This window comes from Pseudomonas mosselii, assembly GCF_003205295.1.
Lineage (GTDB): Bacteria > Pseudomonadota > Gammaproteobacteria > Pseudomonadales > Pseudomonadaceae > Aquipseudomonas > Aquipseudomonas mosselii_B.
On sequence record NZ_QJRP01000052.1, the window covers coordinates 1 to 24,911 of the forward strand.

The 24,911-nt window shown below is 64.2% G+C and carries 23 protein-coding genes; 6 read left to right on the forward strand and 17 right to left on the reverse strand.

The window, feature by feature from the left end; translation table 11 throughout:
- Positions 1–337: 337 nt before the first annotated feature.
- From DMX06_RS26655 to colR, 5 genes are all read right to left on the reverse strand, one after another.
- The gene (locus DMX06_RS26655) at positions 338–568 is read right to left on the reverse strand and encodes a hypothetical protein (protein WP_110739822.1); all 231 of its coding nucleotides are present in this window, start codon (positions 566–568) and stop codon (positions 338–340) included.
- Entirely contained in the window at positions 565–1,266 is a 702-nt protein-coding gene (locus DMX06_RS24935; RefSeq protein ID WP_110739823.1) for a lipopolysaccharide kinase InaA family protein, read from the reverse strand. The genes DMX06_RS26655 and DMX06_RS24935 overlap by 4 nt, the downstream gene beginning before the upstream one ends.
- Positions 1,267–1,272: 6 nt before the next feature.
- A complete protein-coding gene (locus DMX06_RS24940) occupies positions 1,273–1,953 on the reverse strand; it encodes a class I SAM-dependent methyltransferase (protein WP_110739824.1) in 681 nt (226 codons plus the stop codon).
- A 107-nt stretch (positions 1,954–2,060) separates the two neighbouring features.
- Positions 2,061–3,389, reverse strand: a complete 1,329-nt coding sequence (locus DMX06_RS24945; protein ID WP_110739825.1) for a sensor histidine kinase — start codon at positions 3,387–3,389, stop codon at positions 2,061–2,063.
- Positions 3,379–4,062 (reverse strand): two-component system response regulator ColR, encoded by a 684-nt coding sequence (gene colR, locus DMX06_RS24950; RefSeq protein WP_028689695.1) that lies wholly within the window; start codon positions 4,060–4,062, stop codon positions 3,379–3,381. Before colR ends, DMX06_RS24945 begins: the two co-directional genes overlap by 11 nt.
- 179 nt (positions 4,063–4,241) lie before the next feature.
- On the opposite strand from colR, the gene DMX06_RS24955 reads away from it, so the two are divergent.
- On the forward strand, positions 4,242–4,970 hold the full coding sequence (locus DMX06_RS24955) for a phosphatase PAP2 family protein (protein ID WP_110739826.1): 729 nt from the start codon (positions 4,242–4,244) through the stop codon (positions 4,968–4,970).
- A 140-nt stretch (positions 4,971–5,110) separates the two neighbouring features.
- On the opposite strand, the gene groL is transcribed toward DMX06_RS24955, so the two are convergent.
- The 5 genes from groL to DMX06_RS24980 form a co-directional block, all read right to left on the reverse strand.
- Positions 5,111–6,751 (reverse strand): chaperonin GroEL, encoded by a 1,641-nt coding sequence (groL, locus tag DMX06_RS24960; RefSeq protein WP_110739827.1) that lies wholly within the window; start codon positions 6,749–6,751, stop codon positions 5,111–5,113.
- Positions 6,752–6,799: 48 nt separating this feature from the next.
- Positions 6,800–7,093, reverse strand: coding sequence for a co-chaperone GroES (locus DMX06_RS24965; protein ID WP_028689692.1), 294 nt, complete (start codon positions 7,091–7,093; stop codon positions 6,800–6,802).
- A gap of 303 nt (positions 7,094–7,396) precedes the next feature.
- A complete protein-coding gene (locus tag DMX06_RS24970; protein WP_028689691.1) occupies positions 7,397–7,858 on the reverse strand; it encodes an FxsA family protein in 462 nt (153 codons plus the stop codon).
- A 66-nt stretch (positions 7,859–7,924) separates the two neighbouring features.
- Positions 7,925–8,650 carry a HugZ family pyridoxamine 5'-phosphate oxidase gene (locus tag DMX06_RS24975; protein WP_110739828.1) on the reverse strand — a complete coding sequence of 242 codons (726 nt, stop codon included), beginning with the start codon at positions 8,648–8,650 and terminating at the stop codon, positions 7,925–7,927.
- A 230-nt stretch (positions 8,651–8,880) separates the two neighbouring features.
- Positions 8,881–9,888: a DUF481 domain-containing protein gene (locus DMX06_RS24980; protein ID WP_110739829.1), complete on the reverse strand. Its 1,008-nt coding sequence runs from the start codon at positions 9,886–9,888 to the stop codon at positions 8,881–8,883.
- Between the two features lie 158 nt (positions 9,889–10,046).
- Here DMX06_RS24980 and DMX06_RS24985 point away from each other — a divergent pair, with 158 nt between their 5' ends.
- Together DMX06_RS24985 and DMX06_RS24990 are read left to right on the forward strand one after the other, a co-directional pair.
- Positions 10,047–10,394, forward strand: a complete 348-nt coding sequence (locus tag DMX06_RS24985; protein WP_258378917.1) for an MGMT family protein — start codon at positions 10,047–10,049, stop codon at positions 10,392–10,394.
- A 44-nt stretch (positions 10,395–10,438) separates the two neighbouring features.
- Positions 10,439–11,986 carry an AmpG family muropeptide MFS transporter gene (locus DMX06_RS24990; protein ID WP_050703863.1) on the forward strand — a complete coding sequence of 516 codons (1,548 nt, stop codon included), beginning with the start codon at positions 10,439–10,441 and terminating at the stop codon, positions 11,984–11,986.
- Between the two features lie 92 nt (positions 11,987–12,078).
- Here DMX06_RS24990 and DMX06_RS24995 read toward each other — a convergent pair whose 3' ends face one another.
- The 3 genes from DMX06_RS24995 to DMX06_RS25005 form a co-directional block, all read right to left on the reverse strand.
- Positions 12,079–13,323 carry an MFS transporter gene (locus tag DMX06_RS24995; RefSeq protein WP_110739831.1) on the reverse strand — a complete coding sequence of 415 codons (1,245 nt, stop codon included), beginning with the start codon at positions 13,321–13,323 and terminating at the stop codon, positions 12,079–12,081.
- A gap of 170 nt (positions 13,324–13,493) precedes the next feature.
- Positions 13,494–14,333, reverse strand: coding sequence for a mechanosensitive ion channel family protein (locus tag DMX06_RS25000; RefSeq protein ID WP_110739832.1), 840 nt, complete (start codon positions 14,331–14,333; stop codon positions 13,494–13,496).
- A 112-nt stretch (positions 14,334–14,445) separates the two neighbouring features.
- Positions 14,446–14,931 (reverse strand): YajQ family cyclic di-GMP-binding protein, encoded by a 486-nt coding sequence (locus DMX06_RS25005; protein ID WP_011535522.1) that lies wholly within the window; start codon positions 14,929–14,931, stop codon positions 14,446–14,448.
- 98 nt (positions 14,932–15,029) lie between these two features.
- Here DMX06_RS25005 and DMX06_RS25010 point away from each other — a divergent pair, with 98 nt between their 5' ends.
- The 3 genes from DMX06_RS25010 to DMX06_RS25020 are packed head-to-tail and all read left to right on the forward strand — an operon-like array spanning position 15,030 to position 18,579.
- Positions 15,030–15,947, forward strand: a complete 918-nt coding sequence (locus tag DMX06_RS25010; protein WP_110739833.1) for a putative 2-dehydropantoate 2-reductase — start codon at positions 15,030–15,032, stop codon at positions 15,945–15,947.
- A 36-nt stretch (positions 15,948–15,983) separates the two neighbouring features.
- The gene (locus tag DMX06_RS25015) at positions 15,984–18,011 is read left to right on the forward strand and encodes a sensor histidine kinase (RefSeq protein ID WP_110739834.1); all 2,028 of its coding nucleotides are present in this window, start codon (positions 15,984–15,986) and stop codon (positions 18,009–18,011) included.
- Between the two features lies 1 nt (position 18,012).
- The gene (locus tag DMX06_RS25020; RefSeq protein WP_110739835.1) at positions 18,013–18,579 is read left to right on the forward strand and encodes a cob(I)yrinic acid a,c-diamide adenosyltransferase; all 567 of its coding nucleotides are present in this window, start codon (positions 18,013–18,015) and stop codon (positions 18,577–18,579) included.
- Between the two features lie 133 nt (positions 18,580–18,712).
- Here DMX06_RS25020 and DMX06_RS25025 read toward each other — a convergent pair whose 3' ends face one another.
- The 4 genes from DMX06_RS25025 to secA form a co-directional block, all read right to left on the reverse strand.
- Entirely contained in the window at positions 18,713–19,657 is a 945-nt protein-coding gene (locus DMX06_RS25025; protein WP_110739836.1) for a Nudix family hydrolase, read from the reverse strand.
- The gene (locus DMX06_RS25030; protein WP_110739837.1) at positions 19,654–20,286 is read right to left on the reverse strand and encodes a glutathione S-transferase family protein; all 633 of its coding nucleotides are present in this window, start codon (positions 20,284–20,286) and stop codon (positions 19,654–19,656) included. Before DMX06_RS25030 ends, DMX06_RS25025 begins: the two co-directional genes overlap by 4 nt.
- A gap of 91 nt (positions 20,287–20,377) precedes the next feature.
- Positions 20,378–21,595, reverse strand: coding sequence for a bifunctional glutamate N-acetyltransferase/amino-acid acetyltransferase ArgJ (gene argJ / locus DMX06_RS25035; RefSeq protein ID WP_110739838.1), 1,218 nt, complete (start codon positions 21,593–21,595; stop codon positions 20,378–20,380).
- Between the two features lie 221 nt (positions 21,596–21,816).
- Positions 21,817–24,552, reverse strand: coding sequence for a preprotein translocase subunit SecA (gene secA / locus DMX06_RS25040; protein ID WP_110739839.1), 2,736 nt, complete (start codon positions 24,550–24,552; stop codon positions 21,817–21,819).
- Between the last annotated feature and the right edge of the window lie 359 nt (positions 24,553–24,911).

Genomic DNA, 24,911 nt, shown 5'->3' on the forward strand with positions numbered 1-24,911 from the left:
AGGTGACGGGCATGGATGCCCGTCAAGCGCTGGGGCCCAGGATGGGCCCTGCAGCGCGGTCCTCCCGGGAGCAAGGCCGGAGTGAGGGAACCCGGAGCGAAGCGTAGGGCCGGATGAATGGAGCGCAGCGGCTTTGGTTACTTTGGCCAAGACCAAAGTAACCCGCCGTAAGGGCGGAAAGGTGAATAAGCGTCGACATCACAAATGAATGCGCATAAAACTTCAAAAACCAATACCAACCAACCAACCAACCAACCAACCAACCAACTATAAACCCCAAATAAACAAACGCCAGAGATCCATAAACAAACCCCTGGCGCAAAACACAAAACCCACGTCAACCAAACGGCCGCAACCCCTGCCTCATCCCAAACAAGAACAACAGAAGATCATGATCCGGCTCAGCCCGCCCCTGCTCTACCTTGGCCACCCGTGGCAACGGACACACCCCACCGACCTCAGCCTTGCTGAAGACCGTAGGCCGCGGCTGCTCCCAGGCCGCCGCCGCTACCGTAGTCACCGCCAACGCCGCGACCAGGAATAAAGCTCGAGCGATTTCTAGTTTCATTGCTCTAAACCTTTGACCGCGCTGCCAAACGCCATTTGGTAAAAATAGAGCAAGGTCTGCCATTCCGCCTCGTTGAACGACGAGTGGCGGCGCAGCTGCCGCAGGTCGTTAGAGGCCGCCCGCTGGCAACTGATCCGCCGCCGGCACTTCTCGAGGTCCAGCAACGCCACTTCCACCCGCGCCTGCTCGCCCTCACCCAGCACCTTGACGAACACATGCTTGCCGTACAGGCAGCCATGCTGCCAATGCCCCAGGTGCATGCGCGCCAGGTTGTCGGCCAGGTCCTTGAGCATGCGCTCGTGCACTGCCTGCGGGTAATGCTCACGGGCCCCGGAGGCATGCCAGGCATCGAGGTCGACGAAGCCATCGAGCGCCTCGCTGACCAGCAACGCCCGCCACTGATGATCCGCGTCCCGCTCGGCCCCGGCATAGACGATCCGCGGTACCCGCACGCCCAGTTGCTCGAAACTGTTCAGCGCATCGAGTTCGCGCAGCACCGTGGGGCGCCCGAACGGATGCAGCAGGCTGCGGTAGATGTGCCCAACCTGGCGTTTGGCATACAGCAGATGCCCATCGCCGTCGCTCAGGCGCTGCACGCCACTCTCGCCGCCACGCCGCTGGTTGGGTTCCTCGACCCACTCTCCCTGCTGCTGCCAGTAGTAATCGAACTGCCTGGACTGATTCTGGGCTACCGCCATCACTCGTTACCCCTTGCGCAATACGTAAACTCGCCACATGGCATAGAACGGCAGAAAGTCGAGTCGTTCCTGAATTCTGAATCCCGCTGACACAAATTCTTCTTCAACTGTAGCCGCCGGTAACACGAAGCGGTTCTGATAGCTGTCCTGCGTCGCCCGGGCACTGCGCCTGGCTTCAAGCTTGCGGCGTCGCCAGGCCTTGAAATTGCCATCCACCCACAGTGAAAGGATCACGCTATCTCGGCTAACCCTTTGAAATTCAGAAAGAATTGTCTTTCGATGGGCCGGGTCGCCAATATGGTGGAACAGGCGCATGCAAAAGATGTTGTCGACCGCGTTGTCTGGAAGGTCGATGGCGAACGCGGAAGTCTGCAAGGGACGTACCCGCGCAACCACTTCTGGCGGTTGTGACGCACAGGCTGTCTCGATCATCGCCGCCGAGTTGTCGGCACCGATGATCACGCGGTTGGCCTTCTCGGCCAGCAACGGCCAGAACCGTCCGGCACCGCAAGGCAGGTCTAGCACCAGCCCAGGCTCACCGGCCAGCGCCAGGGCGCGACGGGCCAGTTGCTCGTCACGCTGGTGGGAAAGGCGCCGAGCCAGACCGTCCTGGTGCTTGAGGAAGTAATCCTGGGCGTGATTGCGGTCGTACTTGTCCGAGAATTCGAGTTTGATAGGGCTACGCATTGGACATCTCCTGGCTCCAGTGCGCTCACCTTAGGCAGGCAAGCGTTGGAATCAGGTCATGTCGATGTGAAAAATCTGTCAGTACTTGACGCAGGTGTTACAGGACGTTAATCAGGATCCAATTCCCCATCCCGGTCTTCACCACCCTGCACCACTTTCGTGCCTTGGCTCAGGTCGACCTGGAAGCGGCAGCCATGAGGCAGCGTCGCGGTCAGGGTGACGCGCCAGCCCTGGTCGTCGCAGATGCGTTGCACCAGCGAGAGCCCCAGCCCCAGCCCCTCGCCACGGCGCTCGTCGCCACGCACGAACGGCCTGAACATTGCCTCGCGCTGCTCCTCCGGAATCCCCACGCCACTGTCCTCGACACTGAAACCGTTGGCCTCGAGGCTCAGGCGGATGTAGCCGCTATCGGTGTAGTGCGCCGCATTGCGCAGCAGGTTACCCATCACCGACTGCAGGAAGGTGGCGTTGTAAAGCACCGGGCTGGCACTGATCCGGCCGTCGTAGTAAAGCGCCAGCCCCTTCTGCTCGATGGTGTCGCGCCAAACGCCGATCAGGTCGTCGCCCACCTCGCGCAAGCTTGCCCGGGATGCGATGGCGCCTTCATCGCGCTGGGCACGGGCCAGCATCAGGAAAGTCTTCACCAGTTCGCGCATTTCCTCGGTCGCCCGGGCGATGCGTTCGACCTGGCTGCGCGCCCGCCCATCAAGGCCGGGGTTCTCCATCAATAGCTCGCACGAGGTTGCCAGGACCATCAACGGCGTGCGCAGCTCATGGCTGACGTCACTGGTGAACAACCGCTCGCGGGTCAAGGCATCACGCAGGCGCCCCAGGGTATCGTCGAAGGCAACGGCCAGCTGGCCGACCTCGTCCGCCGCGTAGTCCGGCGCCAACGGCGGCGCCAGGCCCAGCAGCTGGTCACGGTGGCGCACCTGGCGCGCCAGGCGGATCACCGGCGCCATCACCCGTCGCGCCAGCAACCAGCCGAGGATCACCGCCAGGGCCAGGCTGAGCACGAAACCGACCACCACCACGGCGAACAGCACCCGCTCGCGCTCCTCGAAATCGCTCTGGTCCTGCAGCAGCACATAGCGCCGCCCGTCGACGATCTCGACCATGGCATGGTACGAGAGCTGGTCGCGAAACACCTCGTGGAAGCCCGCATCCAGGTGACGCAGGTCCTTGGGCAGCTCGAAATCATCGCGCCCGCCACTGAAATAGAACAGCTGGTCGGGGCGTGGCCGGTGGCTCCAGTCGCTGACGCTGTCCATGCGCAGCAGGCGCTGCAGATCACCGCCGAGCACCGACGAGATCAAGCGCTCCTCGACCAGGTGCACCGTGGCTACGATGCCGAAGGCGAAGGCCCCGGCCACCAGCGCGCTCATCAGCGCGAAAGCGATGATGATGCGTTGGGCAAGGCTCTGCTTAAACTCCATCGCGGCCCTCGGCGAGGCGATAGCCGACGCCATGAACGGTATGCAGCAGCGGCTTGTCGAACGGTTTGTCGATCACTTGGCGCAACTGGTGGACGTGACTGCGCAGGCTGTCGCTGTCGGGACAGTCGTCGCCCCACAGCGCTTCCTCCAGCACCTCACGGCGCAATACATGGGGGCTCTTCTGCATCAGCACGGCCAGCAGCTTCAGGCCGACCGGGTTGAGCTTGAGCAAGCGCCCCTGGCGGGTCACCTCCAGGGTATCGAGGTCGTAGCTCAGGTCGGCGACCTGCAGGGTACGCCGGCCACCGCCCTGGGCACGACGCAGTACCGCCTCGATGCGCGCCGCCAGCTCGGACAGCGCGAACGGCTTGAGCAGGTAGTCGTCCGCGCCCGAGCGGAAGCCTTGCAGGCGGTCGTCCAGCTGGTCGCGGGCGGTGAGCATGATCACCGGCGTGTCGCGCCGGGCATCCTCGCGCAGACGCTTGCACAGCGTGTAGCCATCGATGCCCGGCAACATGATGTCGAGCACGATCAGGTCGTAGTGTTCGGTCGCTGCCAGGTGCAGGCCGGACAGGCCATCCTGGGCACAGTCGACGGTGTAGCCCTTCATGCCGAGGTAGTCGGCCAGGTTGGCCAGAATATCGCGGTTGTCTTCAACCAAAAGAATGCGCATCGAGGTCTCCTGTGCGGCGCTTCGCCGGGCGCGGCAGGCGCAGCTTACGGCCAATGCCTGCATGGTGCCATGCCCTGGCTCGAAATCACCGAACTTGACAGTTTTTTCACCGATCATTCACGCACTCAGGATAGCGGGCACCTGACAATGCACGGTCTTTTCCATCCTCTGGAGTCACCATGCAGGCATCCGTGCGCCCTCGCCCGATCAACCCGTGGCTTTACCTGGGCATCCCTTTCGTCACCGCCGTGGCCTTGATCCTGCTCGAATGGACATCGCTGGACATGGATGTGGCCAACCTGTTCTACGACCCGGTTGCCAGTCAGTTCATCGGCCGCCACAGCTACCTGCTGGAGACCATCCTGCATGACCGGGTCAAGCAGGGCGTGATCGTCTTCGGGCTGCTGGCCGTGGTCGGCTTCGCCCTGAGTTTCTTCTGGCAGCGGCTGCTGGGCTGGCGCCGCGAGCTGGGTTGCCTGGTGTTGGCGCTGGGGCTGTCGACCGCCTTCGTCACGCCGCTGAAGAAGGTGACCCAGGTGCAATGCCCGTGGAGCCTGACCCAGTTCGGCGGCAAGGAGACCTACAGCAAGCTGCTGGAGCCACGCCCTGCCACCGACAAGCCCGGACTGTGCTGGCCGGGTGGACATGCCGCGACCGGGTTCTGCCTGTTCGGCCTGTTCTTCATGCTGCGCGACCGCCGTCCGCGCCTGGCGCGAGTGGCGCTGGCGGTGGCCTTCGTCGCCGGCTCGGTGCTGTCGGTCGGACGGATGATGCAGGGCGCGCATTTCCTGTCGCACAACGTGTGGACGGCGGTGTTCTGCTGGTTTATCGGGCTGGGGTCGTATTACCTGGTGCTGTACAGACGCGGCCTGATGGAAGCACCAGCCATCGAGCGCAACGTCGCCTGATTCGCGGGTAAACCCGCTCCCACAGGGATCGCGCCGTATCTGTGGGAGCGGGTTCACCCGCGAAGAGGCCGGCACAGAAAAACGAAAAGCCCCGGCTCTCGCGAACCGGGGCTTTCCTTGGTGCAGGGGGTAAGGCTGGCTTACATCATGCCGCCCATGCCACCCATGCCGCCCATGTCAGGCATGCCAGCAGCTGGCTTGTCTTCCGGCAGGTCGGCAACCATGGCTTCGGTGGTGATCATCAGACCACCGATCGAAGCTGCGGCTTGCAGGGCCGAACGGGTGACCTTGGCTGGGTCCAGGATGCCCATCTCGATCATGTCGCCGTATTCGCCGGTAGCGGCGTTATAGCCGAAGTTGCCCGAACCTTGCTTGACCTTGTCAGCGACAACGCTTGGCTCGTCGCCGGCGTTGGCAGTGATCTGGCGCAGCGGTGCTTCTACAGCGCGGCGCAGCAGGGCGATACCGACGTTCTGGTCTTCGTTGTCGCCTTTGAGGTCAACGATGGCCGCCAGGGCGCGAACCAGGGCAACACCACCGCCAGGCACCACGCCTTCTTCGACGGCTGCACGGGTAGCGTGCAGGGCGTCTTCAACGCGGGCTTTCTTCTCTTTCATTTCGACTTCGGTGCCGGCACCGACCTTGATCACGGCAACACCGCCAGCCAGCTTGGCCAGACGCTCTTGCAGCTTCTCACGATCGTAGTCCGAAGTGGTGTCGGCAACCTGGGCGCGGATCTGGGTGACGCGGGCCTGGATATCGGCTTCTTCGCCTGCACCGTCGATGATGGTGGTGTTTTCCTTGGACAGGATGACGCGCTTGGCGTTACCCAGGTGCTCCAGGGTGGCGGTTTCCAGGGACAGGCCGATCTCTTCGGAGATCACGGTACCGCCGGTCAGGACGGCGATGTCCTGCAGCATGGCCTTGCGGCGGTCGCCGAAGCCAGGGGCCTTGACCGCGGCAACCTTGACGATGCCGCGCATGTTGTTGACCACCAGGGTGGCCAGAGCCTCACCCTCGACGTCCTCGGCAACGATCAGCAGCGGACGGCCGGCCTTGGCAACGGCTTCCAGTACTGGCAGCAGCTCACGGATGTTGGAGATCTTCTTGTCGACCAGCAGCAGCAGCGCGCCTTCAAGCTCGGCAACCATGGTGTCCGGCTTGTTGACGAAGTATGGCGACAGGTAGCCACGGTCGAACTGCATGCCTTCTACGACGGACAGTTCGTTTTCCAGGCCCGAGCCTTCTTCAACGGTGATCACGCCTTCTTTACCGACTTTTTCCATGGCTTCGGCGATGATTTCACCGATGGAGTTGTCGGAGTTGGCGGAGATGGTGCCGACCTGGGCGATGGCCTTGGAGTCGGCGCATGGCTTGGACAGGTTTTTCAGTTCGGCAACAACGGCAGCAGTGGCCTTGTCGATACCGCGCTTGAGGTCCATCGGGTTCATGCCGGCGGCAACGGCTTTCAGGCCTTCGTTGACGATGGCCTGGGCCAGGACGGTGGCGGTGGTGGTGCCGTCACCGGCAGCGTCGTTGGCCTTGGAAGCAACTTCCTTGACCAGCTGGGCGCCCATGTTCTCGAAGGCGTCCTTAAGCTCGATCTCTTTGGCGACGGAAACGCCGTCCTTGGTGATGGTCGGCGCGCCGAAGCTCTTGGCCAGGACCACGTTGCGGCCTTTCGGGCCCAGGGTCGCTTTTACCGCGTCAGCCAGAACGTTGACACCAACCAGCATTTTCTTACGGGCGGAATCGCCGAATTTTACGTCTTTAGCAGCCATGATCGTTTAATCCTTGGAATTCTTTGGAGTAACGGGAAGTCGGGGAAATCAGGCTTCGATAACGGCCAGGATTTCGTTCTCGGCCATGACCAGCAGGTCTTCGCCGTCGACTTTCACGGTGTTGCTGCCCGAGTAAGGGCCGAAAACCACTTTGTCACCCACTTTCACGGCCAGCGCGCGTACTTCGCCGTTGTCCAGGATACGACCGGTGCCGACGGCAACGACTTCGCCGCGGTTTGGTTTTTCAGCGGCCGAACCCGGCAGGACGATACCGCCAGCGGTTTTCGATTCTTCTTCGCTGCGACGGATGACGACGCGGTCATGCAGAGGACGAAGCTTCATTGTCGATCTCTCCCAAATTGTGGTTTTCATCGGCCGGTGTCGACACCGGCGGGTTGATTCGATCCGGCGTTGCCGGTCAGGGCTCGCGTAGGGCGAACCCCGTGTGTCATGCCCGGTGAACTCACCGGAAACCTTGCGGTGACCACTACATGCGGTCAGTGAAATCAATTACAAGGCTTTGCATGGAATTTTTTTTGAATGCGTAGTCGTGGGAGCGGGCTTGCCCCGCGACAGGGTCGGCAGATGCGACCGCCCATCGCTGGGCAAGCCCGCTCCCACGCCTTCCGAGACCTTGTTCGCGGGTTACTTGTCGCGGCGCTCGTACTCACCCTCGATCACGTTCGGACGGTGGCCGCCATCACGGGGCTGGGCCTGGAACGGATCATCCTGGAACGCCCGCTGGCGCAGGGCCTGTTCCTCGGCGCGGCGACGCAGCCGGCCGGCCACCAGGCGGCGGGTGAACGGCAGCAGGCAGAGCAGGCCCAGCACATCGCTGATGAAGCCTGGCAACAGCAGCAGGCCACCACCGACGGTGAGCATCAGGCCCTGGAACATGTCCTCAGCCGGCAGTTCGCCGCGCTGCAGGCTCTCCCGGGCACGCAGGGCGGTGGCCAGGCCGGCCACACGCATCACCAGCACACCCAGGGCGGAACCGGCGATGATCAGCAGCAGCGCCGGAAAGAAACCAATGGCCGCGCTGACCTTGACGAAGACGAACAGCTCCAGCACGGGGAAAAGCAACAACAGCAGTAGAAAAGCACGCATCAAGGGTTCCTCGACGGAAGAGAGTCTTCCTGTAAGACCATCAGATGGATGCCTCGACGCCTGTTTTCAACCCTCGACCTGCGTCGAGTCCGGCCACTTGTCAGCGCGTGCCAGTAAAACCAAGGCCTCGCGGACTTGTGTCGGCGTATTGCAGGAAGCTGGAAAGGGCAACCAGTAAATGCCCTGGCCTATACGCAGGTGCATGCCCTCGCTGTCGATACCGACCATGTGCGCCGAACGCGGCAGCCCTGCCAGTTTTACGTAGTGATCAATGGCATTGGCATGGTCATCGTTCATGTGCTCGATCATGCTTTTTTCAGCCTCGCCCGCAAATGGATTGGCCAGCGTCACCTGATCGAGCCAGTGGATCGCGCCGAAACCGCCGATGTAGCGGTGGCGTACCGGCTCAAGCACCCAGAAATCGAAGTCGTGGGCCTTGTGGTAATTGGCCGATTCAGGGAAATACCGGTAGTAGCGGGCCGCGGCAGCCTCGATGGCCGCATCGTCGACCAGCTTGCGCGCCTCGGCCACCACGGTCAGGCGCCCGACTGCCTGGACATCCTCGGCGTCGCGCTCGCCCACCAGCAGCGAGCACTTGGGGTCTTTCTGCAGGTTGTGGGTGTGCTGGGCGATACGGCTGATGAGGATCAGCGGATGGCCCTCGGCATCCAGGCAGTACGGCACCACCGAGCCAAAGGGATAGCCGGGCATGGACTTGGAATGGGTCGAGAGGACGCCGCGGTATTCCTTGAGCAGCAGTTCCCGTGCGGGGCGGAGGGCGTTGGTACTCACTGGTTGGGCTCCTGGCGGCGGACTGGATGGGTGACAAGATAAGCATTATCACCCGCCTCTGCCACTGGGGCTGCTGCGCAGACCAGGAGCTACGCATATCCCTGTAGGAGCGGCCTTGTGCCGCGAAAGGGCTGCGCAGCAGCCCCAGGATCTCAGCTACAAGGCAGAAATTACCGGGGCCGGCGTGCGGCCCTTTCGCGGCACAAGGCCGCTCCTACACGAAGACGGTCTTACCAGGTAACACCAAACCCTGCGGTATAGCGGGTCTTGTCCAGGTCGCTGTCGCTTGTGCCCTTGATCAGGTCCTTCTCCGCCTTGAGGTTGAGCGAAGCCCACTCGGTCACCTTGTAGCGCAACCCCATCTCGGCATCCAGCGAGTAGTCGGCCACGCCACCCAGCGGCTTGCCGAATTCGCCATTGGTGAAGAACTCCACCTTCTTGCCGATCAGGTAGCGGTTGTAGTCCCACTTCACGGCGGCGGAATAGAAGTTGTCCTTGCCGCCGTCGCGGTACTCGAAATCGGTGCGGTTGATCAGCGAACCCAGCGAGAACGCGCCTAGCTCGTCATCCCAGAACTGGTAGCCCGGGCCGGTACCGACGGTGCGCTGGCGGGCCAGGTCTTCGATCTGGTCGCGCTTGTACTCCAGGCGCCCCTGCCAGAACCACTTCTCGGTGATGAAGCGGTCCAGGGCGTACTCGGCGCTCCAGTTGTTGGTGGTGGTGACGTCGTCCTTGGTCTCGCGGTTGTACTCACCCTCGGCGTTGTGCCGCCAGCGGCCGTGGCGGGCGGTGGTCTTGAAGCTGACGTCGTAGTCGTCGCTGTCGGTCTCGGCGCGCTTGTAGTCCATCGCCACATCGACATTGCCCTTCCACAGGAAGTCCTCGACCAATGGCCGGGGCTTCATGATCTGCTCGATGCTGGCCAGCTCGACAGTCTTCGGCGCCTCACCATTGGCCAGGGTCACCTTGCCCGGTTCGGCGGCCTTGAGCGACTTGGCCTTCTCACCGGAGTAGGCGTCCTGCTTGACCAGCAACTCCTGGTCGCTCTCCAGCGTCTTCACCTGTTTCCAGTCCAGGGCGATCGAGCCGCCATAGGGCGTCTCCAGCAGCAGCTTGCCGCCGTCGAAGACCTTGATCTTCCCGCTCAGGCGATCACCGTTCTTCATCCACACGGTGTCGGCGAGCACGGGGGTACACAGGGACGCGGCGATGAGGCACAACAGGGTTCTAGAAGGCATAAGCGCAATATGGGTTCGATTCGACGAAAAAGCCGGGCATTATCCAGATACCGACAACCTGAGCAAGGACAGACCCAGACCATGCCGATGAGTTCCACTCGCATTTGCCCGCACCGCCTGTCCGGTTTCATCCGCAGGCCAGGCAACCCGTGATGTCCATGCCACCGCCCTCCCCGCCGGAAGACGCCGAGGCCCGACGAATGGCGCTGTACTCGGTGCTGGGCCAGGTGCCCGCCGGCAAGGTGGTCAGCTATGGGCAACTGGCCGAACTGGCCGGCCTTGGCCGCGCCGCGCGCTGGGTCGGGCGCACCCTCGGGCAACTGCCGGCAGACACCCGCCTGCCCTGGCATCGGGTGCTGGGTGCCGGCGGTCGGCTGAGCCTGGCCCTGGGCACGCCGTCGGGCGACGAACAACGCGCCCGTTTGCGCGCAGAAGGCGTGAATGTGGCCAATAATCGTGTGGATATGGCGCGCCATGGCTGGCGTCCAATGGAGCACAGCGGTTAGAGTGCGCGCTTTGTTTTCGCAAACCTTGAGGCAGATGTTGGCCCATGCCCCGTAAAACCTGGCGCGCTGCGCTCGCTGCCTATGCCAGCCCGTCAACTTTGGTGCTTTTGCTGCTCGGATTCGCCGCCGGCCTGCCATACATGCTGGTGTTCTCGACGCTTTCGGTCTGGCTGCGCGAGGCGGGCGTGGCGCGCGAGACCATCGGCTATGCCAGCCTGATCGGCCTGGCCTATGCCTTCAAATGGGTCTGGTCGCCGTTGCTCGACCAATGGCGCCTGCCGCTGCTCGGCGGCATGGGCCGTCGTCGTTCGTGGCTGCTGCTGTCCCAGGTACTGGTGGTGCTTGGACTCGTCGGCATGGGCTTCTGCGACCCGCAGAAGCACCTGTCGTGGCTGATCGCCCTGGCGGTACTGGTGGCCTTCGCCTCGGCCACCCAGGACATCGCCGTCGACGCCTACCGCCTGGAGATCGCCGACGACCAGCGCCAGGCCGCCCTGGCCGCCAGCTACATGGCCGGATACCGGGTTGCCGCCCTGCTCGCCACCGCCGGCGCGCTGTTCTTCGCCGAGTGGTTCGGCTCCACCGGTTTCAGCTACCTGCACCAGGCCTGGACCGGCACCTATGTGCTGTTCGGCGTACTGATGCTACCCGCGCTTTTCACCACCCTGGTGATGCGCGAACCACCGGTGCCCCTGCGCACCCAGCTGTCGGCGGCCCGCTACGGGCTGATGCACCAGCTGGCGTCGGTGTTCGTGCTGATCATCCTGCTGGTCTCGGTGCCGGCCAGCTTTACCCAGCTGTTCAACACCGATTGGGCCAGCGTGGTGTTTGGCGACTCGACCATGCTTGACCTGCTGCTCGAGGACCGCGCCTTCCTGCGCCTGATCCTCTACGTGCTGCTGACCTGGGCGTGCCTGTCGTCCCTGGGCCGTCGCGGCCTGGCACCGGTGCTCACGCCGGTCAACGACTTCATCGCGCGCTATCGCTGGCAGGCCCTGCTGCTGCTCGGGCTGATCGCCACCTACCGCATGTCCGACACGGTGATGGGCGTGATGGCCAACGTGTTCTATATCGACATGGGCTTCACCAAGGACCAGATCGCCAGCGTCAGCAAGATCTTCGGCCTGATCATGACCCTGGTAGGCGCCGGTGCCGGTGGCCTGCTGATCGTGCGCTTCGGCATCCTGCCAATCCTGTTCATCGGCGGCGCGGCCTCGGCGGCGACCAACATCCTGTTCCTGATGCTGGCCGACATGGGCCCGAACCTGGAAATGCTGGTGGTGACCATTTCGCTGGACAACTTCAGCTCCGGGCTGGCCACCTCGGCCTTCGTCGCCTACCTGTCGAGCCTGACCAACCTGAAGTTCTCGGCCACCCAGTACGCGCTGCTGAGCTCGATCATGCTGCTGCTGCCGCGTTTGATAGGTGGCTATTCCGGGGTGATGGTAGAAAAGTTCGGCTACCACGACTTCTTCCTGATCACCGCGCTGCTCGGCGTGCCGACCCTGGTGCTGATCGCCCTGCACTGGCGGCAGGAGGTTGGTCGGGGAAAGCCGGTGCCGGTGGAGAGTCCGGCGGCTGAACAGAACTAGGCCTTCGCCGGCCTTATCGCGGGGCAAGCCCGCTCCCACGCATCCAGACTGAATGACTGGCTGCGTGGGAGCGGGCTTGCCCCGCGATGTTTCTACTGTGTCACGGCCCCTTCCCCGGAGCGCCTGCCCACCACAAACCACAACGGCCAAAGCGCCAGCGCCCCTGCAATGCCTGCCGCCACGGCAAAGTGCATCAGGCTCGCACCCGCGCCGAGCATCGCCAACACCGCGCCCCCCAGCCCCAGCAAGGCGATGGTGATCATCCCCAGCATCGCCGATACCAGGCCCTTGCTCTGTTCGCTGGAGAACAGCGTCATGCGGTACAGCACGGCGTTGGCCACGCCCAGCCCCAGCGCGTACAGCGACATACCGGCCACCACACTGGGCACCGTCGGCCAGAACCAGGTCGCCGCGACCATCAGCGACAAGCCGGCCAGGTAAGGCCACAGGGCCCCGCGAACCAGTGCCGCCAGCGGATAGCGATCGGCGATGCGGTTGATGATCAGGTTGCCCAGGATCAGCCCACCGAACACCGGTAGCTGCCACAGCGCGTATTCCAGGGTGCTCAGGCCCTCGTCATGGATCAGCAGCACCGGCGACAGGCCGATCCAGCCGATCAGCGGCAGCCCCACCAACCCCAGCGCCGCACTGCCGGCCACGAAGCGCCGATTGCCCAGCAACTGACCGTAACCGGCCAGCAACGGCAGCAGGTGGATGGGCGTGAACGGCAGGCGCGAACCGTCGCGGCGCTCCACACCCAGGGTTTCCGGCATCAGCCGGTAGAGCAGCAGCCAGCACAGCACCGCACCCACGGCGAACGCCACGAACAGCCAGCGCCAGTCCAGCCATTGCAACATCAAGGTGCCCACCAGCGGGCCGAGCAGCGGCGACAGCAGGGCGATATTGGCCAGCAGGGCCATCATGCGCACCGCGTCGGCCTCGCTGAATGCCTCGTTGAGCGCCGGGTAGCTGACGGTGACCACGAAGCCCAGGCCGATGCCCTGCAGCAGGCGCAGCAGGTTGAACAGGCCGATATCCTGCACCCAGAAGGTCGCAAGGCAGGCCAGGCCGAAGAAGATGCAACCACCCAGCAGCAAGGGGCGCCGGCCGTAGCGATCCGCCAGCGGGCCGATCAGCCATTGCAGCAGCACCCCGCCCAGCAGGTAGAGGTTGAGGGCGTGGGGAATGTACTCGGGGCTGGCCTGGAGATCGCCGACCACCACCGGCATGGCGGGCATGACCGCGTCGCTGGCGAGGTAGGTCAGAAGTTCGAACAGCGCCAGGGTCAGACCGAACAGCAAGGCGCGCAAGGGGGTGATATACAGCAAAGGTTTCATGGCGGACATCGGGTTTGTAGGCAGGATCAAGGTATATGCCAGAAATGGCAGTACCCGGCTGTGAACAAGTGTAAGGGTCTTGAAAAGCATCGCGGGGCAAGCCCGCTCCCACAAGACCGTTACTGGCCATGTGGGAGCGGTCTTGCCCCGCGATGGGAAGCGACGCAGCGTTACTGGACCGCCGCCTCCTGCACCACGCGGATCACCCGTTGCGGAAACGGAATGTCGATGCCTTCGGCCTTGAGCCGGTCGCGGGCATGCTCGTTGAGCATGAACAGCACATCCCAGTAGTCGGCGGTCTTGGTCCAGATACGCAGCGACACGGTGATCGAGCTGTCACCCAGGGTCGAGATTACCGCCTGCGGTGCCGGATCCTGCAGCACGCGCGGGTCCTGGGCCAGTTCCAACAGCACGTTGCGCGCCTTCTGCAGGTCGGCGTCGTAGTCCACGCCCACGTCGAACACCACCTTGCGGGTCGGCTGGCGGTTGGTGTTGGTGATGATGCCGTTGGACAGACTGCCGTTGGGCATGATCACGGTCTTGTTGTCACCGGTGCGCAGCACGGTGTGGAAGATCTGGATGCTGTCCACGGTGCCGCTGACACCTTGCGCCTCGATCCAGTCACCAATGCGGAACGGACGGAACATCAGGATCAGCACGCCGCCGGCGAAGTTCGCCAGGCTCCCTTGCAAGGCCAGGCCGATGGCCAGGCCCGCGGCACCGATGGCGGCGACGAACGAAGTGGTCTCGATGCCGATCATCGAGGCCACGCTGACCATCAGCAGTACCTTCAGCACGATGTTGGCCAGGGTGCTGATGAAGCCCTGCAGCGCCGCATCGGCGCGCAGGCCGACCAGCTTGCCCAGGCGGGCGCTGACCTTGTTGATGATCCACCAGCCGATGGCCAGGGTCAGCAGCGCCAGCAACAGGCGGCTGCCGTACTCCATGATCAAGGGGAGCCAGGTTTGCGATTGGCGGACCAGCTGATCGACTTCAGCGTTCAAATCCATGTTTATCTCCTGATGCCGAACGGCAAGTACACGATGAGGCGGGCAACGCAAAGCAAGCGGCCCGGACCCCGATGGACATCACTGCGCCATCAAGGTTCCGGGCCGCCGCGGATCAGTCGCGGAAGTTGTTGAACTGCAGCGGCATGTCGAATTCCTTGGTGCGCAGCAGGGCGATGGCTTCCTGCAGGTCGTCACGCTTCTTGCCGGTCACGCGCACCTGCTCGCCCTGGATGGCGGCCTGGACCTTGAGCTTGCCGTCCTTGATGGTGGCGACGATCTTCTTGGCCAGGTCCTTGTCGATGCCTTCGCGGAACTTGGCTTCCTGTTTCTTTTCCTTGCCGGATGCGTAGGGATCCTTGGTTTCCAGGCATTTGACGTCGATCTTGCGCTTGACCAGCGCCAGGCGCAGGATTTCCAGCATTGCCTCGAGCTGGAACTCCTCCTCGGCGGTCAGCAGAACGGTCTGCTCCTTGTCCTTGAACTCGAAGGTGCCCTTGCCCTTGAGGTCGTAACGGCGGTCGAGGTCCTTGATGGCGTTGTCGACGGCGTTCTGCACTTCGTGCTTGTCCAGTTCCGATACCACGTCGAACGAAGGCATGGGTGTTCTCCAAAAAAAAGCGCGCTCGGCCTGAAGATGGAGCGCGTCGGGTTTGATGGTTAAAATGCGGACTCATTATAACGGGTTGCGAAACGCAGATGAGCAGCACCTGGCATATTCTCGGCGCCGGCAGCCTCGGCAGCCTCTGGGCCTGTCGCCTTGCCCGCGCGGGCAAGGCGGTCCGCCTGATAGTACGTGACCAAGAGCGCCTGGCCGCCTATGAGCATGGCGGTGGGCTGACCCTGGTCGAACAGGACGGTGCCCGCCACTACGCGATCCCTGCGGAGACTGCCGACGCCCCTGGCCCGATCCATCGCCTGCTGGTCGCCTGCAAGGCCTACGACGCCGCGCCCGCCGTCGCCCAGCTGGCCCCGCGGCTGGCCAACGGCGCCGAGCTACTGCTGTTGCAGAACGGTCTGGGCAGCCAGGACGAAGTCGCTGACCAAGTGCCCCACGCCCGCTGCATCTTCGCCTCCAGCACCGAGGGCGCGTTCCGCGAGGCCGACTGGCAAGTGCGCTTCGCCGGCCACGGTTTCAACTGGCTGGGCGACCCGGCCAACCCCAACGTCCCGTCCTGGTTCGAAGAACTGCACGACGCCGGCATCCCGGCCCAGTGGGCGCTCGACATCCCTACCCGCCTGTGGCGCAAGCTGGCCCTCAATTGCGCGATCAACCCGCTCACCGTGCTGCACGACTGCCAGAACGGCGGGCTGCTCGGCCACCTGGCCGAAGTCGACCAGTTGTGCGACGAACTGGCCGACCTGATGCGCCGCTGCGGCCAGCCCGAGGCCGCCAACGACCTGCACGAGGAAGTGCAGCGGGTGATCATCGCCACCGCGGCCAACTACTCTTCCATGTACCAGGACGTTCGCCATGGCCGGCGCACCGAGGTCCACTACCTGCTCGGCCACGCCTGCCGAGCCGCTGCACGGCATGGCGCCAGCGTGCCGCATCTGGAAAAGTTGCGCCGGCGCCTGGTGGCAAACCTCGAGGCGCGCGGCTTGCGCAGCGACTGACGCCCCTTATTCACAGGACAGGACACCTCTTCACCCATGACCCTGCGTCAACGCCTGGAAAACCTCCCGGTCGGGCAGAAACTGCTGGCGGCCCTGCTGGTACTGCTGGTGACCATCCTGCTGGTGGCCAACCTCGCCTTCATCAGCGCCGCCTACTGGATCACCCAGGAGAGCATGGCGCCCCAGGCCCTGCAGACCATCGGCCGGCTGGTTTCCAACCCGCAATTGTCCGCGCGCGCCGGCGACTCGGCGGAAAACGCCACGGCGCTGCTCAAGGAGCTCGACAGCTACTCGCCGCTACGCGCCGCCGCGATCTACGGCGGCGATGGACAGATGCTGGCCCAGCTGCAGCACGGTGACCCGCTGACCCTGCCCAAGCGCTACCGCAACATCGACGGCTGGCGCCTGATGGAGTTTCGCAGCACCCAGCTGATCCGCCTGCCACGCAGCGCCGCCCCGCCCGCGCACCTGCTGCTGGTGGCCAGCAGCGAGCTGCCGACCGCGTTCTACACCGGCACGCTCTCCGCCAGCCTGGCCATCCTGGTGTTCAGCATCCTGCTGTGGCTGGTCATCGCCCGACAGATCAAGCGCCTGATCACCCTGCCGATCAACCGCCTCGAAGAGCTGACCCGCCAGGTCACCCGCGAGGAGAGCTATGCCCTGCGTGCCCAACGCGGCAACGACGACGAGATCGGCGGCCTGGCCGAGGCGTTCAACACCATGCTGTCGCGCATCGAGGCCCGCGAACAACAGCTCAAGCGCACCCGCGACGAGTTCCAGGACGCCTACGACCAGGCCCAGGGCCTGGCCGAGGAAACCCGCCACACCAACCGCAAGCTGGAGCTGGAAGTCCAGGTGCGCAGCAAGATCGAGAAAAAGCTCACGGGCTTTCAGAACTACTTGAACAGCATCATCGACTCCATGCCCTCGGCGCTGATCGCCCTCGACGAGCAGCTCTACGTCACCCAGTGGAACCACGAGGCCACGGTGCTCTCCGGCACGCCGCTGGACGAAGCGCTGAACCAACCGGTGTTCCTCGCCTTCGAGCCGCTCAAGCCCTTCCTGCCGCAGCTCAAGGAAAGCGTGGAGAAGCACCGGGTGGCCAAGATCGAGCGGGTCACCTGGCCCAAGGGCGAGGACCTGCGCCACTACGCCCTGACCTTCTACCCGCTGATGGGCGGCGCTGGACGTGGCGTGGTGATCCGCATCGACGACATCACCCAGCGCCTGTCCCTGGAAGAGATGATGGTGCAGTCGGAGAAGATGCTCTCGGTCGGCGGCCTGGCCGCAGGCATGGCTCACGAGATCAATAACCCGCTGGGCGCCATCCTGCACAACGTGCAGAACATCCGCCGACGCCTGTCGCCGGACCTGCCGCGCAACCAGGAGCAAGCCGGCGAGCTGGGCATCGACCTGCCGGCCGTCAATCGCTACCTGGAAAGCCGCGAAGTGCCGCAACTGCTCGACGGCATCCAGCAGGCCGGTGCCCGGGCGGCCAAGATCGTCACCCACATGCTCAGCTTCAGCCGTCGCAGCAACCGCCAGCTGGCCCCTTGCGAGCTGCCAGCGCTGATCGACCAGGCCGTGGAAATCGCCGGCAACGATTTCGACCTGGCCATCGGCTTCGACTTCAAGGGTCAGGCCATCGTCCGCCAGTTCGACCCACAACTGGGCCCGGTGCCCTGTACCGCCAACGAACTCGAACAGGTGCTGTTGAACCTGCTGAAAAACGCCGCCCAGGCCATCCACCAGCGCCCCCAGCCCAGCGAGCCGGGGCGCATCATCCTGCGCACGCGGCTCAACCCGCCGTGGGCGGAAATCCAGGTCGAGGACAATGGCGTCGGCATGCCCGAGACCGTGCGCAAGCGTACCTTCGAGCCGTTCTTCACCACCAAGGAGATCGGCCAGGGTACCGGCCTGGGCCTGTCGGTGTCGTACTTCATCATCACCAACAACCACAAGGGGCAGATGGAGGTACAGTCCACCCCCGGCCAGGGCACCTGCTTCACCCTGCGCCTGCCCCTGAGCCCGGCCCAGCCGAGCACCACCAAGACGGAGACATGACATGGGCTATCGCCTGTCGAAGATCTACACCCGCACCGGCGACAAAGGCGAAACCGGCCTGGGCGACGGGCGCCGGGTGCCCAAGGACCATCCGCGGATCGAGGCGATCGGTGAGGTGGACAGCCTCAACAGCCAGTTGGGCGTGCTGCTGGCCGGGCTGGCCGAGGCTGGCCTTGGCGAACTGATCGAGGTGCTGGCGCCTTGTCAGCATCGTTTGTTCGACCTCGGTGGGGAGCTGGCGATGCCCAGCTATCAGGCCTTGAACATTGCCGAGGTGCAGCGCCTGGAGGCGGCCATCGACCGCTGGAACGAAGAGTTGGGGCCGCTGAAGAACTTCATCCTGCCCGGGGGCTCGATGCTGGTGGCCCAGGCCCATGTCTGCCGCAGCGCGGCGCGGGCGGCGGAACGGCGTTGTCAGCAGCTGAATGCGCTGGAACCGCTGGAGGGGGTGGGGCTGGCCTATATCAACCGGGTGTCGGACCTGCTGTTCGTCGCGGCCCGGATCATTGGGCGGCGACAAGGAATTGCAGAGGTATTGTGGCAGCCTGCGCCGAAACCTGAGGCCTGAGATTGCCGGGGCCGCTTTGCGGCCCATCGCGACACAAGGCCGCTCCCACAGGTATGGCGCAGTCTTCAACGTGTGCGCAGTACCTGTGGGAGCGGCCTTGTGTCGCGATGGGCTGCGCAGCAGCCCCAATTACTCAGATCTCAGGCCAGAACGCCCGGATCCCCGCAACACCCTGCGCCCCAAGCTCCCAGGCCCGCTCCCGCTCGCCCGGCCCGACCCCGCCCAGCAGAAACACCGGATGGCTGATCCCGCCAATCAACCGCTGCGCCTCGTCCCACCCCAGCGGCACCGCCTCCGGGTGAGTCTGGGTCGCCTGCACCGGCGACAGGGTGACAAAGTCCACCCCCATCTGCTCGGCCAGCGCCAACTCCTCAGCGCTGTGACAGGACGCCGCCAGCCAACGCTCCTTCGGGAATGGCCGCCCCTTGGCGGCATACTTGCGCAACTGCGCGGCGGTCAGGTGCCAGCCGGCCGACGGAAAGTCGCCCAGCCATTCCAGCGGCCCCTTGAGCATCAGCTGGGCCTTGCCCGCGCACAGACCGACCGCATCCACCGCCACATCGCGGTACTTGGGGTCGTACATGTCCGGCGCACGCAACTGGATCAGCTTGATGCCGCTGGCCACGGCCTTCTGGATACCCTTGAGCAGCTCAGGCACCTCCAAACCGTCCGGGGTGATCAGGTACTGGTCGGGCAAGCGCGCCGCGGCGACGATCGGCTTGTTGGCCTCGGGGAACTCATACTGGCCAAGATCACGCGGCGCCACCCAGGCCAGGGGCTGGCCTTCGGCGCCATGGGGCTCGCCGGTAAAGACGTGCACTTCACGCACATCCAACAGCACCTGCTTGTCCGGATAGTCGTGACTGACCTTGATCAACGGCCGGGAAGCCGCGACCTCAATACCCAGTTCCTCGCGCAGCTCGCGGGCCAGCGCCGCCTCGACGCCCTCGCCCTCCTCCAGCTTGCCGCCGGGAAACTCCCACAGGCCGCCCTGGTGCTGGGTATCGGCGCGGCGGGCAATCAGGATCCGCCCGTCGGTGCCACGAATGACCGCTGCGACTACATGAATCCGTTTCAACCTTCACGCTCCGCCAGGCCAGCTTGTTGCCAGGCCTGGAAGGCTGGCCATTGGTAGATGGTCTCGATGTAGGCGGCCGCTTCGGCCGGCACCGCGACACGGTAGGTGCGCAAGCGCACGGCCACCGGGGCGAAGAAGGCGTCGGCCAGTGTCGGACGGCCGAACAGGAACGGGCCGTTGTCCTTGGCCTGCAGGCGGCATTCGTTCCACAGGGCGACGATGCGGTCGATATCGACCTGCACGTCCAGCGGCACCTCATCCAGCGCCTGGTCACGAGACAGGTCGAACGGCATGGCACCACGCAGGGCAAAGAAACCGCTGTGCATCTGCGCGCAGGCCGAACGGGCCTGGGCACGGGCGGCGATGTCCTCGGGCCACAGACGGGCCTCGGGGTGGCGTTCGTTGAGGTATTCGGCGATGGCCAGGGAGTCGGCGATCACACCGTGCTCGCTCTTGAGCAGCGGTACCTTGGCGGTGGCCGAGAAGACCAGCAGGCGCTGGCGGGTGTCAGGCTGGTTGAGCTTGACCAGGGTTTCTTCGTAGGGGACGCCAGCCAGCTCGAGGGCCAGGGCGCCGCGTAGCGACCAGGAGGAATACAGCTTGTCGCCGATGATCAGGTGATAGCTCATGGTTCGGCTCCATGTTGCGGGCAGTGTGCAGGAGTCGCGGGGCAAGCCCGCTCCCACGACAGTCGTGGGAGCGGGCTTGCCCCGCGATGAATCAGGTACGGTACTCGGCGTTGATCTTCACGTACTCGTGGGACAGGTCGGTGGTCCAGATGGTTTCGCTGCACTGGCCACGACCCAGCTCGATGCGGATGGTGATCTCCTCCTGGGCCATTACCTTGGAGCCCTGCTCCTCGGTGTAGCTCGGGCTGCGCCCACCCTGGCTGGCGATGCACACGCTGTCCAGGTACACATCGATCAGGCTCACGTCCAACGCCGGCACGCCGGCACGACCGACTGCGGCGAGGATACGGCCCCAGTTGGGGTCGGAGGCGAACAGCGCGGTCTTGATCAGCGGCGAGTGGGCCACGGCGTAGCCGACGTCCAGGCATTCCTGGTGGTTGCCACCGCCGTTGACCTGCACGGTGACGAACTTGGTGGCGCCTTCGCCGTCACGGACGATGGCCTGGGCCACCTCCATGCACACCTCGAACACCGCCTTCTTCAGCGCCTCGAACAGTGCGCCGCTGGCCTCGGTCACTTCGGGCACATCGGCCTTGCCGGTGGCGATGAGCATGCAGCAGTCGTTGGTCGAGGTGTCGCCGTCGATGGTGATGCGGTTGAACGACTTGTTGGCGCCGTCGAGCATCAGGTCCTTGAGCACCGCCGGGGCGACCTTGGCGTCGGTGGCGATGTAGCCGAGCATGGTGGCCATGTTCGGGCGGATCATGCCCGCGCCCTTGCTGATGCCGGTGACGGTGATGGTCTTGCCGTCGAACTGGAACTGACGGCTGGCGCCCTTGGGCAGGGTGTCGGTGGTCATGATGCCGGTGGCGGCTTCGGCCCAGTGGTTTTCCGACAGGTTGTCCAGGGCGGCCTGCAGCGCGCCTTCGATCTTCTCGACCGGCAGCGGCTCGCCGATCACGCCGGTGGAAAACGGCAGCACGGACTCCGTCGGCACGCCGGCAAGTTCGGCCAGCTTGGCGCAGGTGCGCTCGGCGGCGGCCAGACCCGGCGCGCCGGTGCCGGCGTTGGCGTTGCCGGTGTTGGTCAGCAGGTAACGCACGGTGCCCTGTACGCGCTGCTTGGAAAGGATCACCGGGGCCGCGCAGAAGGCGTTGAGGGTGAACACGCCGGCGACGCTGGAGCCTTCGGCGCAGCGCATCACCACCACATCCTTGCGCCCTGGGCGCTTGATGCCCGCCGAGGCGATACCGAGTTCGAAACCGGGAACCGGGTGCAGGGTGGGCAGGGGACCAAGACCAACAGCCATTAGAGCGCTCCTATGGAAAACAAGGGATGTGACGACGTCGGACGATCTTAATGTCGGCCGGTTACCTGAGGGAAGAGCGGGGGCCGCTTCGCAGCCCATCGCGACACAAGGCCGCTCCCACAGAGGCTGCGCTGCTCTTTAGCCGAGCGCTGTACCTGTGGGAGCGGCCTTGTGTCGCGAAAGGGCCGCAACGCGGCCCCTCGGATGTCACGCAGGATCGATTACTCGATCTGACCGTGGCAATGCTTGAACTTCTTGCCCGAACCACACCAGCACGGCTCGTTGCGGCCCAGCTTCATGTCGTTGCGGACCGGCGCGGAGGCCACGGCGACTTCAGCGCCCTCCTCGGCCAGCTGACCGCCTTCCAGGCCCGGCGCGGCGGCATGCTGGAACTGCATGCGGCTGGCCAGTTCCTCGGCCTCGCGGCGCAGGCGCGCCTCTTCCTCGGCCGGGTCTTCGCGGCGTACCTGGACGTGCGAGAGCACGCGGATGGTGTCGCGCTTGATCGACTCCAGCAGTTCCTGGAACAGGGTGAACGACTCGCGCTTGTACTCCTGCTTCGGGTTCTTCTGCGCATAGCCGCGCAGGTGGATACCGTGACGCAGGTGGTCCATGGTCGACAGGTGGTCTTTCCACAGGTCATCCAGCACGCGCAGCAGGATCTGCTTCTCGAAGGTACGCAGGGCGTCGATGCCGGCCTGGTCTTCCTTCTCGTTGTAGGCGTCGGTGATTTCCTTGATCAGCCGCTCGCGCAGGGTCTCCTCGTAAAGGTGATCGTCCTCGTCGAGCCACTGCTGGATCGGCAGCTTGATGGCGAAGTCGCTGGACAGCGAAGCTTCCAGGCCGGCCACGTCCCACTGCTCGGGCAGCGATTGCGGCGGAATGTGCTGGCTGATGGTGGCATCGAGCACTTCCTGGCGGAACTCGGCAATGGTGTCGCCGATGTTCTCGGCGGCCAGCAGGCTGTTGCGCATGTGGTAGATCACCTTGCGCTGCTCGTTGGCCACGTCGTCGTATTCGAGCAGCTGCTTGCGGATGTCGAAGTTGCGGCCTTCGACCTTGCGCTGCGCCTTCTCGATGGCGTTGGTCACCATGCGGTGCTCGATGGCCTCGCCGGACTGCATGCCGAGGGCCTTCATGAAGTTCTTCACCCGGTCGGAGGCGAAGATGCGCATCAGGCTGTCTTCCAGCGACAGGTAGAAGCGGCTGGAACCGGCGTCGCCCTGACGGCCAGCACGGCCACGCAGCTGGTTGTCGATACGGCGCGACTCGTGGCGCTCGGAGGCGATCACATGCAGGCCACCGGCCTCCAGCACCTGCTGGTGACGCTTCTGCCAGTCGGCCTTGATCTGGGCGATCTGCTCGGCGGTCGGACTCTCCAGGGCAGCCACCTCGGCCTCCCAGTTGCCGCCCAGCAGGATGTCGGTACCGCGGCCGGCCATGTTGGTGGCGATGGTCAGTGCGCCCGGAGCACCGGCTTGCGCGATGATCTCGGCTTCTTTTTCGTGGTACTTGGCGTTCAGGACCTTGTGGTCGATACCTTCCTTCTTGAGCAGGTTGGACATGTGCTCGGAGGTTTCGATGGTCGCGGTACCGACCAGGACCGGACGGCCATGGGCCATGCTTTCCTTGATGTCGGCGATGATCGCGGCGTACTTCTCGTCGGCGGTCAGGTACACCAGGTCGTTGAAGTCCTTGCGGGCCAACGGCTTGTTCGGTGGGATGACCATCACGTTGAGGTTGTAGATCTGGGCGAACTCGAACGCCTCGGTGTCGGCGGTACCGGTCATGCCGGACAGCTTGGTGTAGAGACGGAAGTAGTTCTGGAAGGTGGTCGAGGCCAGGGTCTGGCTCTCGGCCTGGATGTTCAGGTTTTCCTTGGCCTCGATGGCCTGGTGCAGGCCTTCGGACAGGCGCCGGCCCGGCATGGTACGGCCGGTGTGCTCATCGATCAGGAGGATCTGGCCTTCCTGGACGATGTATTCGACGTTGCGGTGGAACAGCTTGTGCGCGCGCAGGCCGGCGTAGACGTGGGTCAGCAGGCTCAGGTTGTGCGCCGAGTACAGGCTCTCGCCCTCGGCCAGCAGGCCGGACTGGGTCAGCATGTCCTCGATGAACTGGTGGCCGGCCTCGTTCAGTTCGACCTGGCGGCTCTTCTCGTCGATGCTGTAGTGGCCTTCCTGGGTCACCTGGCCTTCGACTTCCTCGATGTGCTGGGTCAGGCGCGGGATCAGGCGGTTGATCTCGATGTACAGCTTGGAGCTGTCCTCGGCCTGGCCGGAGATGATCAGCGGGGTGCGCGCTTCGTCGATGAGGATCGAGTCGACTTCGTCGATCACGGCGAAGTTCAACTCACGCTGGAACTTCTCGTCCTGGCTGAACGCCATGTTGTCGCGCAGGTAGTCGAAACCGAATTCGTTGTTGGTGCCGTAGGTGATGTCGGCGGCATAGGCGGCGCGCTTTTCTTCCGGCGGCTGGAAGGCCGAGACGATGCCGACGTTGAGGCCGAGGAACTCGTACAGCGGACGCATCCAGTTGGCGTCGCGGCGGGCCAGGTAGTCGTTGACGGTGACCACGTGCACGCCTTTGCCGGACAATGCGTTGAGGTACACGGCCAGGGTACCGACCAAGGTCTTGCCTTCACCGGTGCGCATTTCTGCGATCATGCCTTCGTGCAAGGTCATGCCGCCGATCAGCTGGACATCGAAGTGACGCATGCCCATCACGCGCTTGCCGGCCTCGCGGGCCACGGCGAAGGCTTCGGGCAGCAGCTGGTCGAGAGTCTCGCCTTTGGCCAGACGCTCCTTGAACTCTGCGGTCTTGCCCCGCAGCTGCTCGTCGGAGAGGGCCACCATCTTCTCTTCGAAGGCATTGACGGTGCTCACCGTCTTGAGCATGCGTTTGATTTCACGCTCGTTCTTGCTTCCAAAAAGTTTTTTTAACAAAGGCGCAAACATATCGGCAGGATCTTCCACACGTAGGGATGGAGGGCGGCCCCGTGAGTCGCCCGTGCAGCCCTGAGGCCGCATGCGAACGAGCATTCTACCCGGAAACGATGGTGAGGAAAGTGGTGGATTTCCACGATGCTGGCACAGCGCTTTTAGGGGGCCTGACTAACATAGGGGCTTTTTGCGCAAGTTCAAGGTGCGTGAAGATGAAACGTATCGCGAATGACTTGCATCAAGATCCGGCGACCGCTCGCGGGGCAAGCCCGCTCCCACGCCCCGCCACACGCTGGCGTGGGAGCGGGCTTGCCCCGCGATGAATGCCCAACTGGTAGACTGTCGATCCTGTAACCCTCTGCAGACCTCCATGG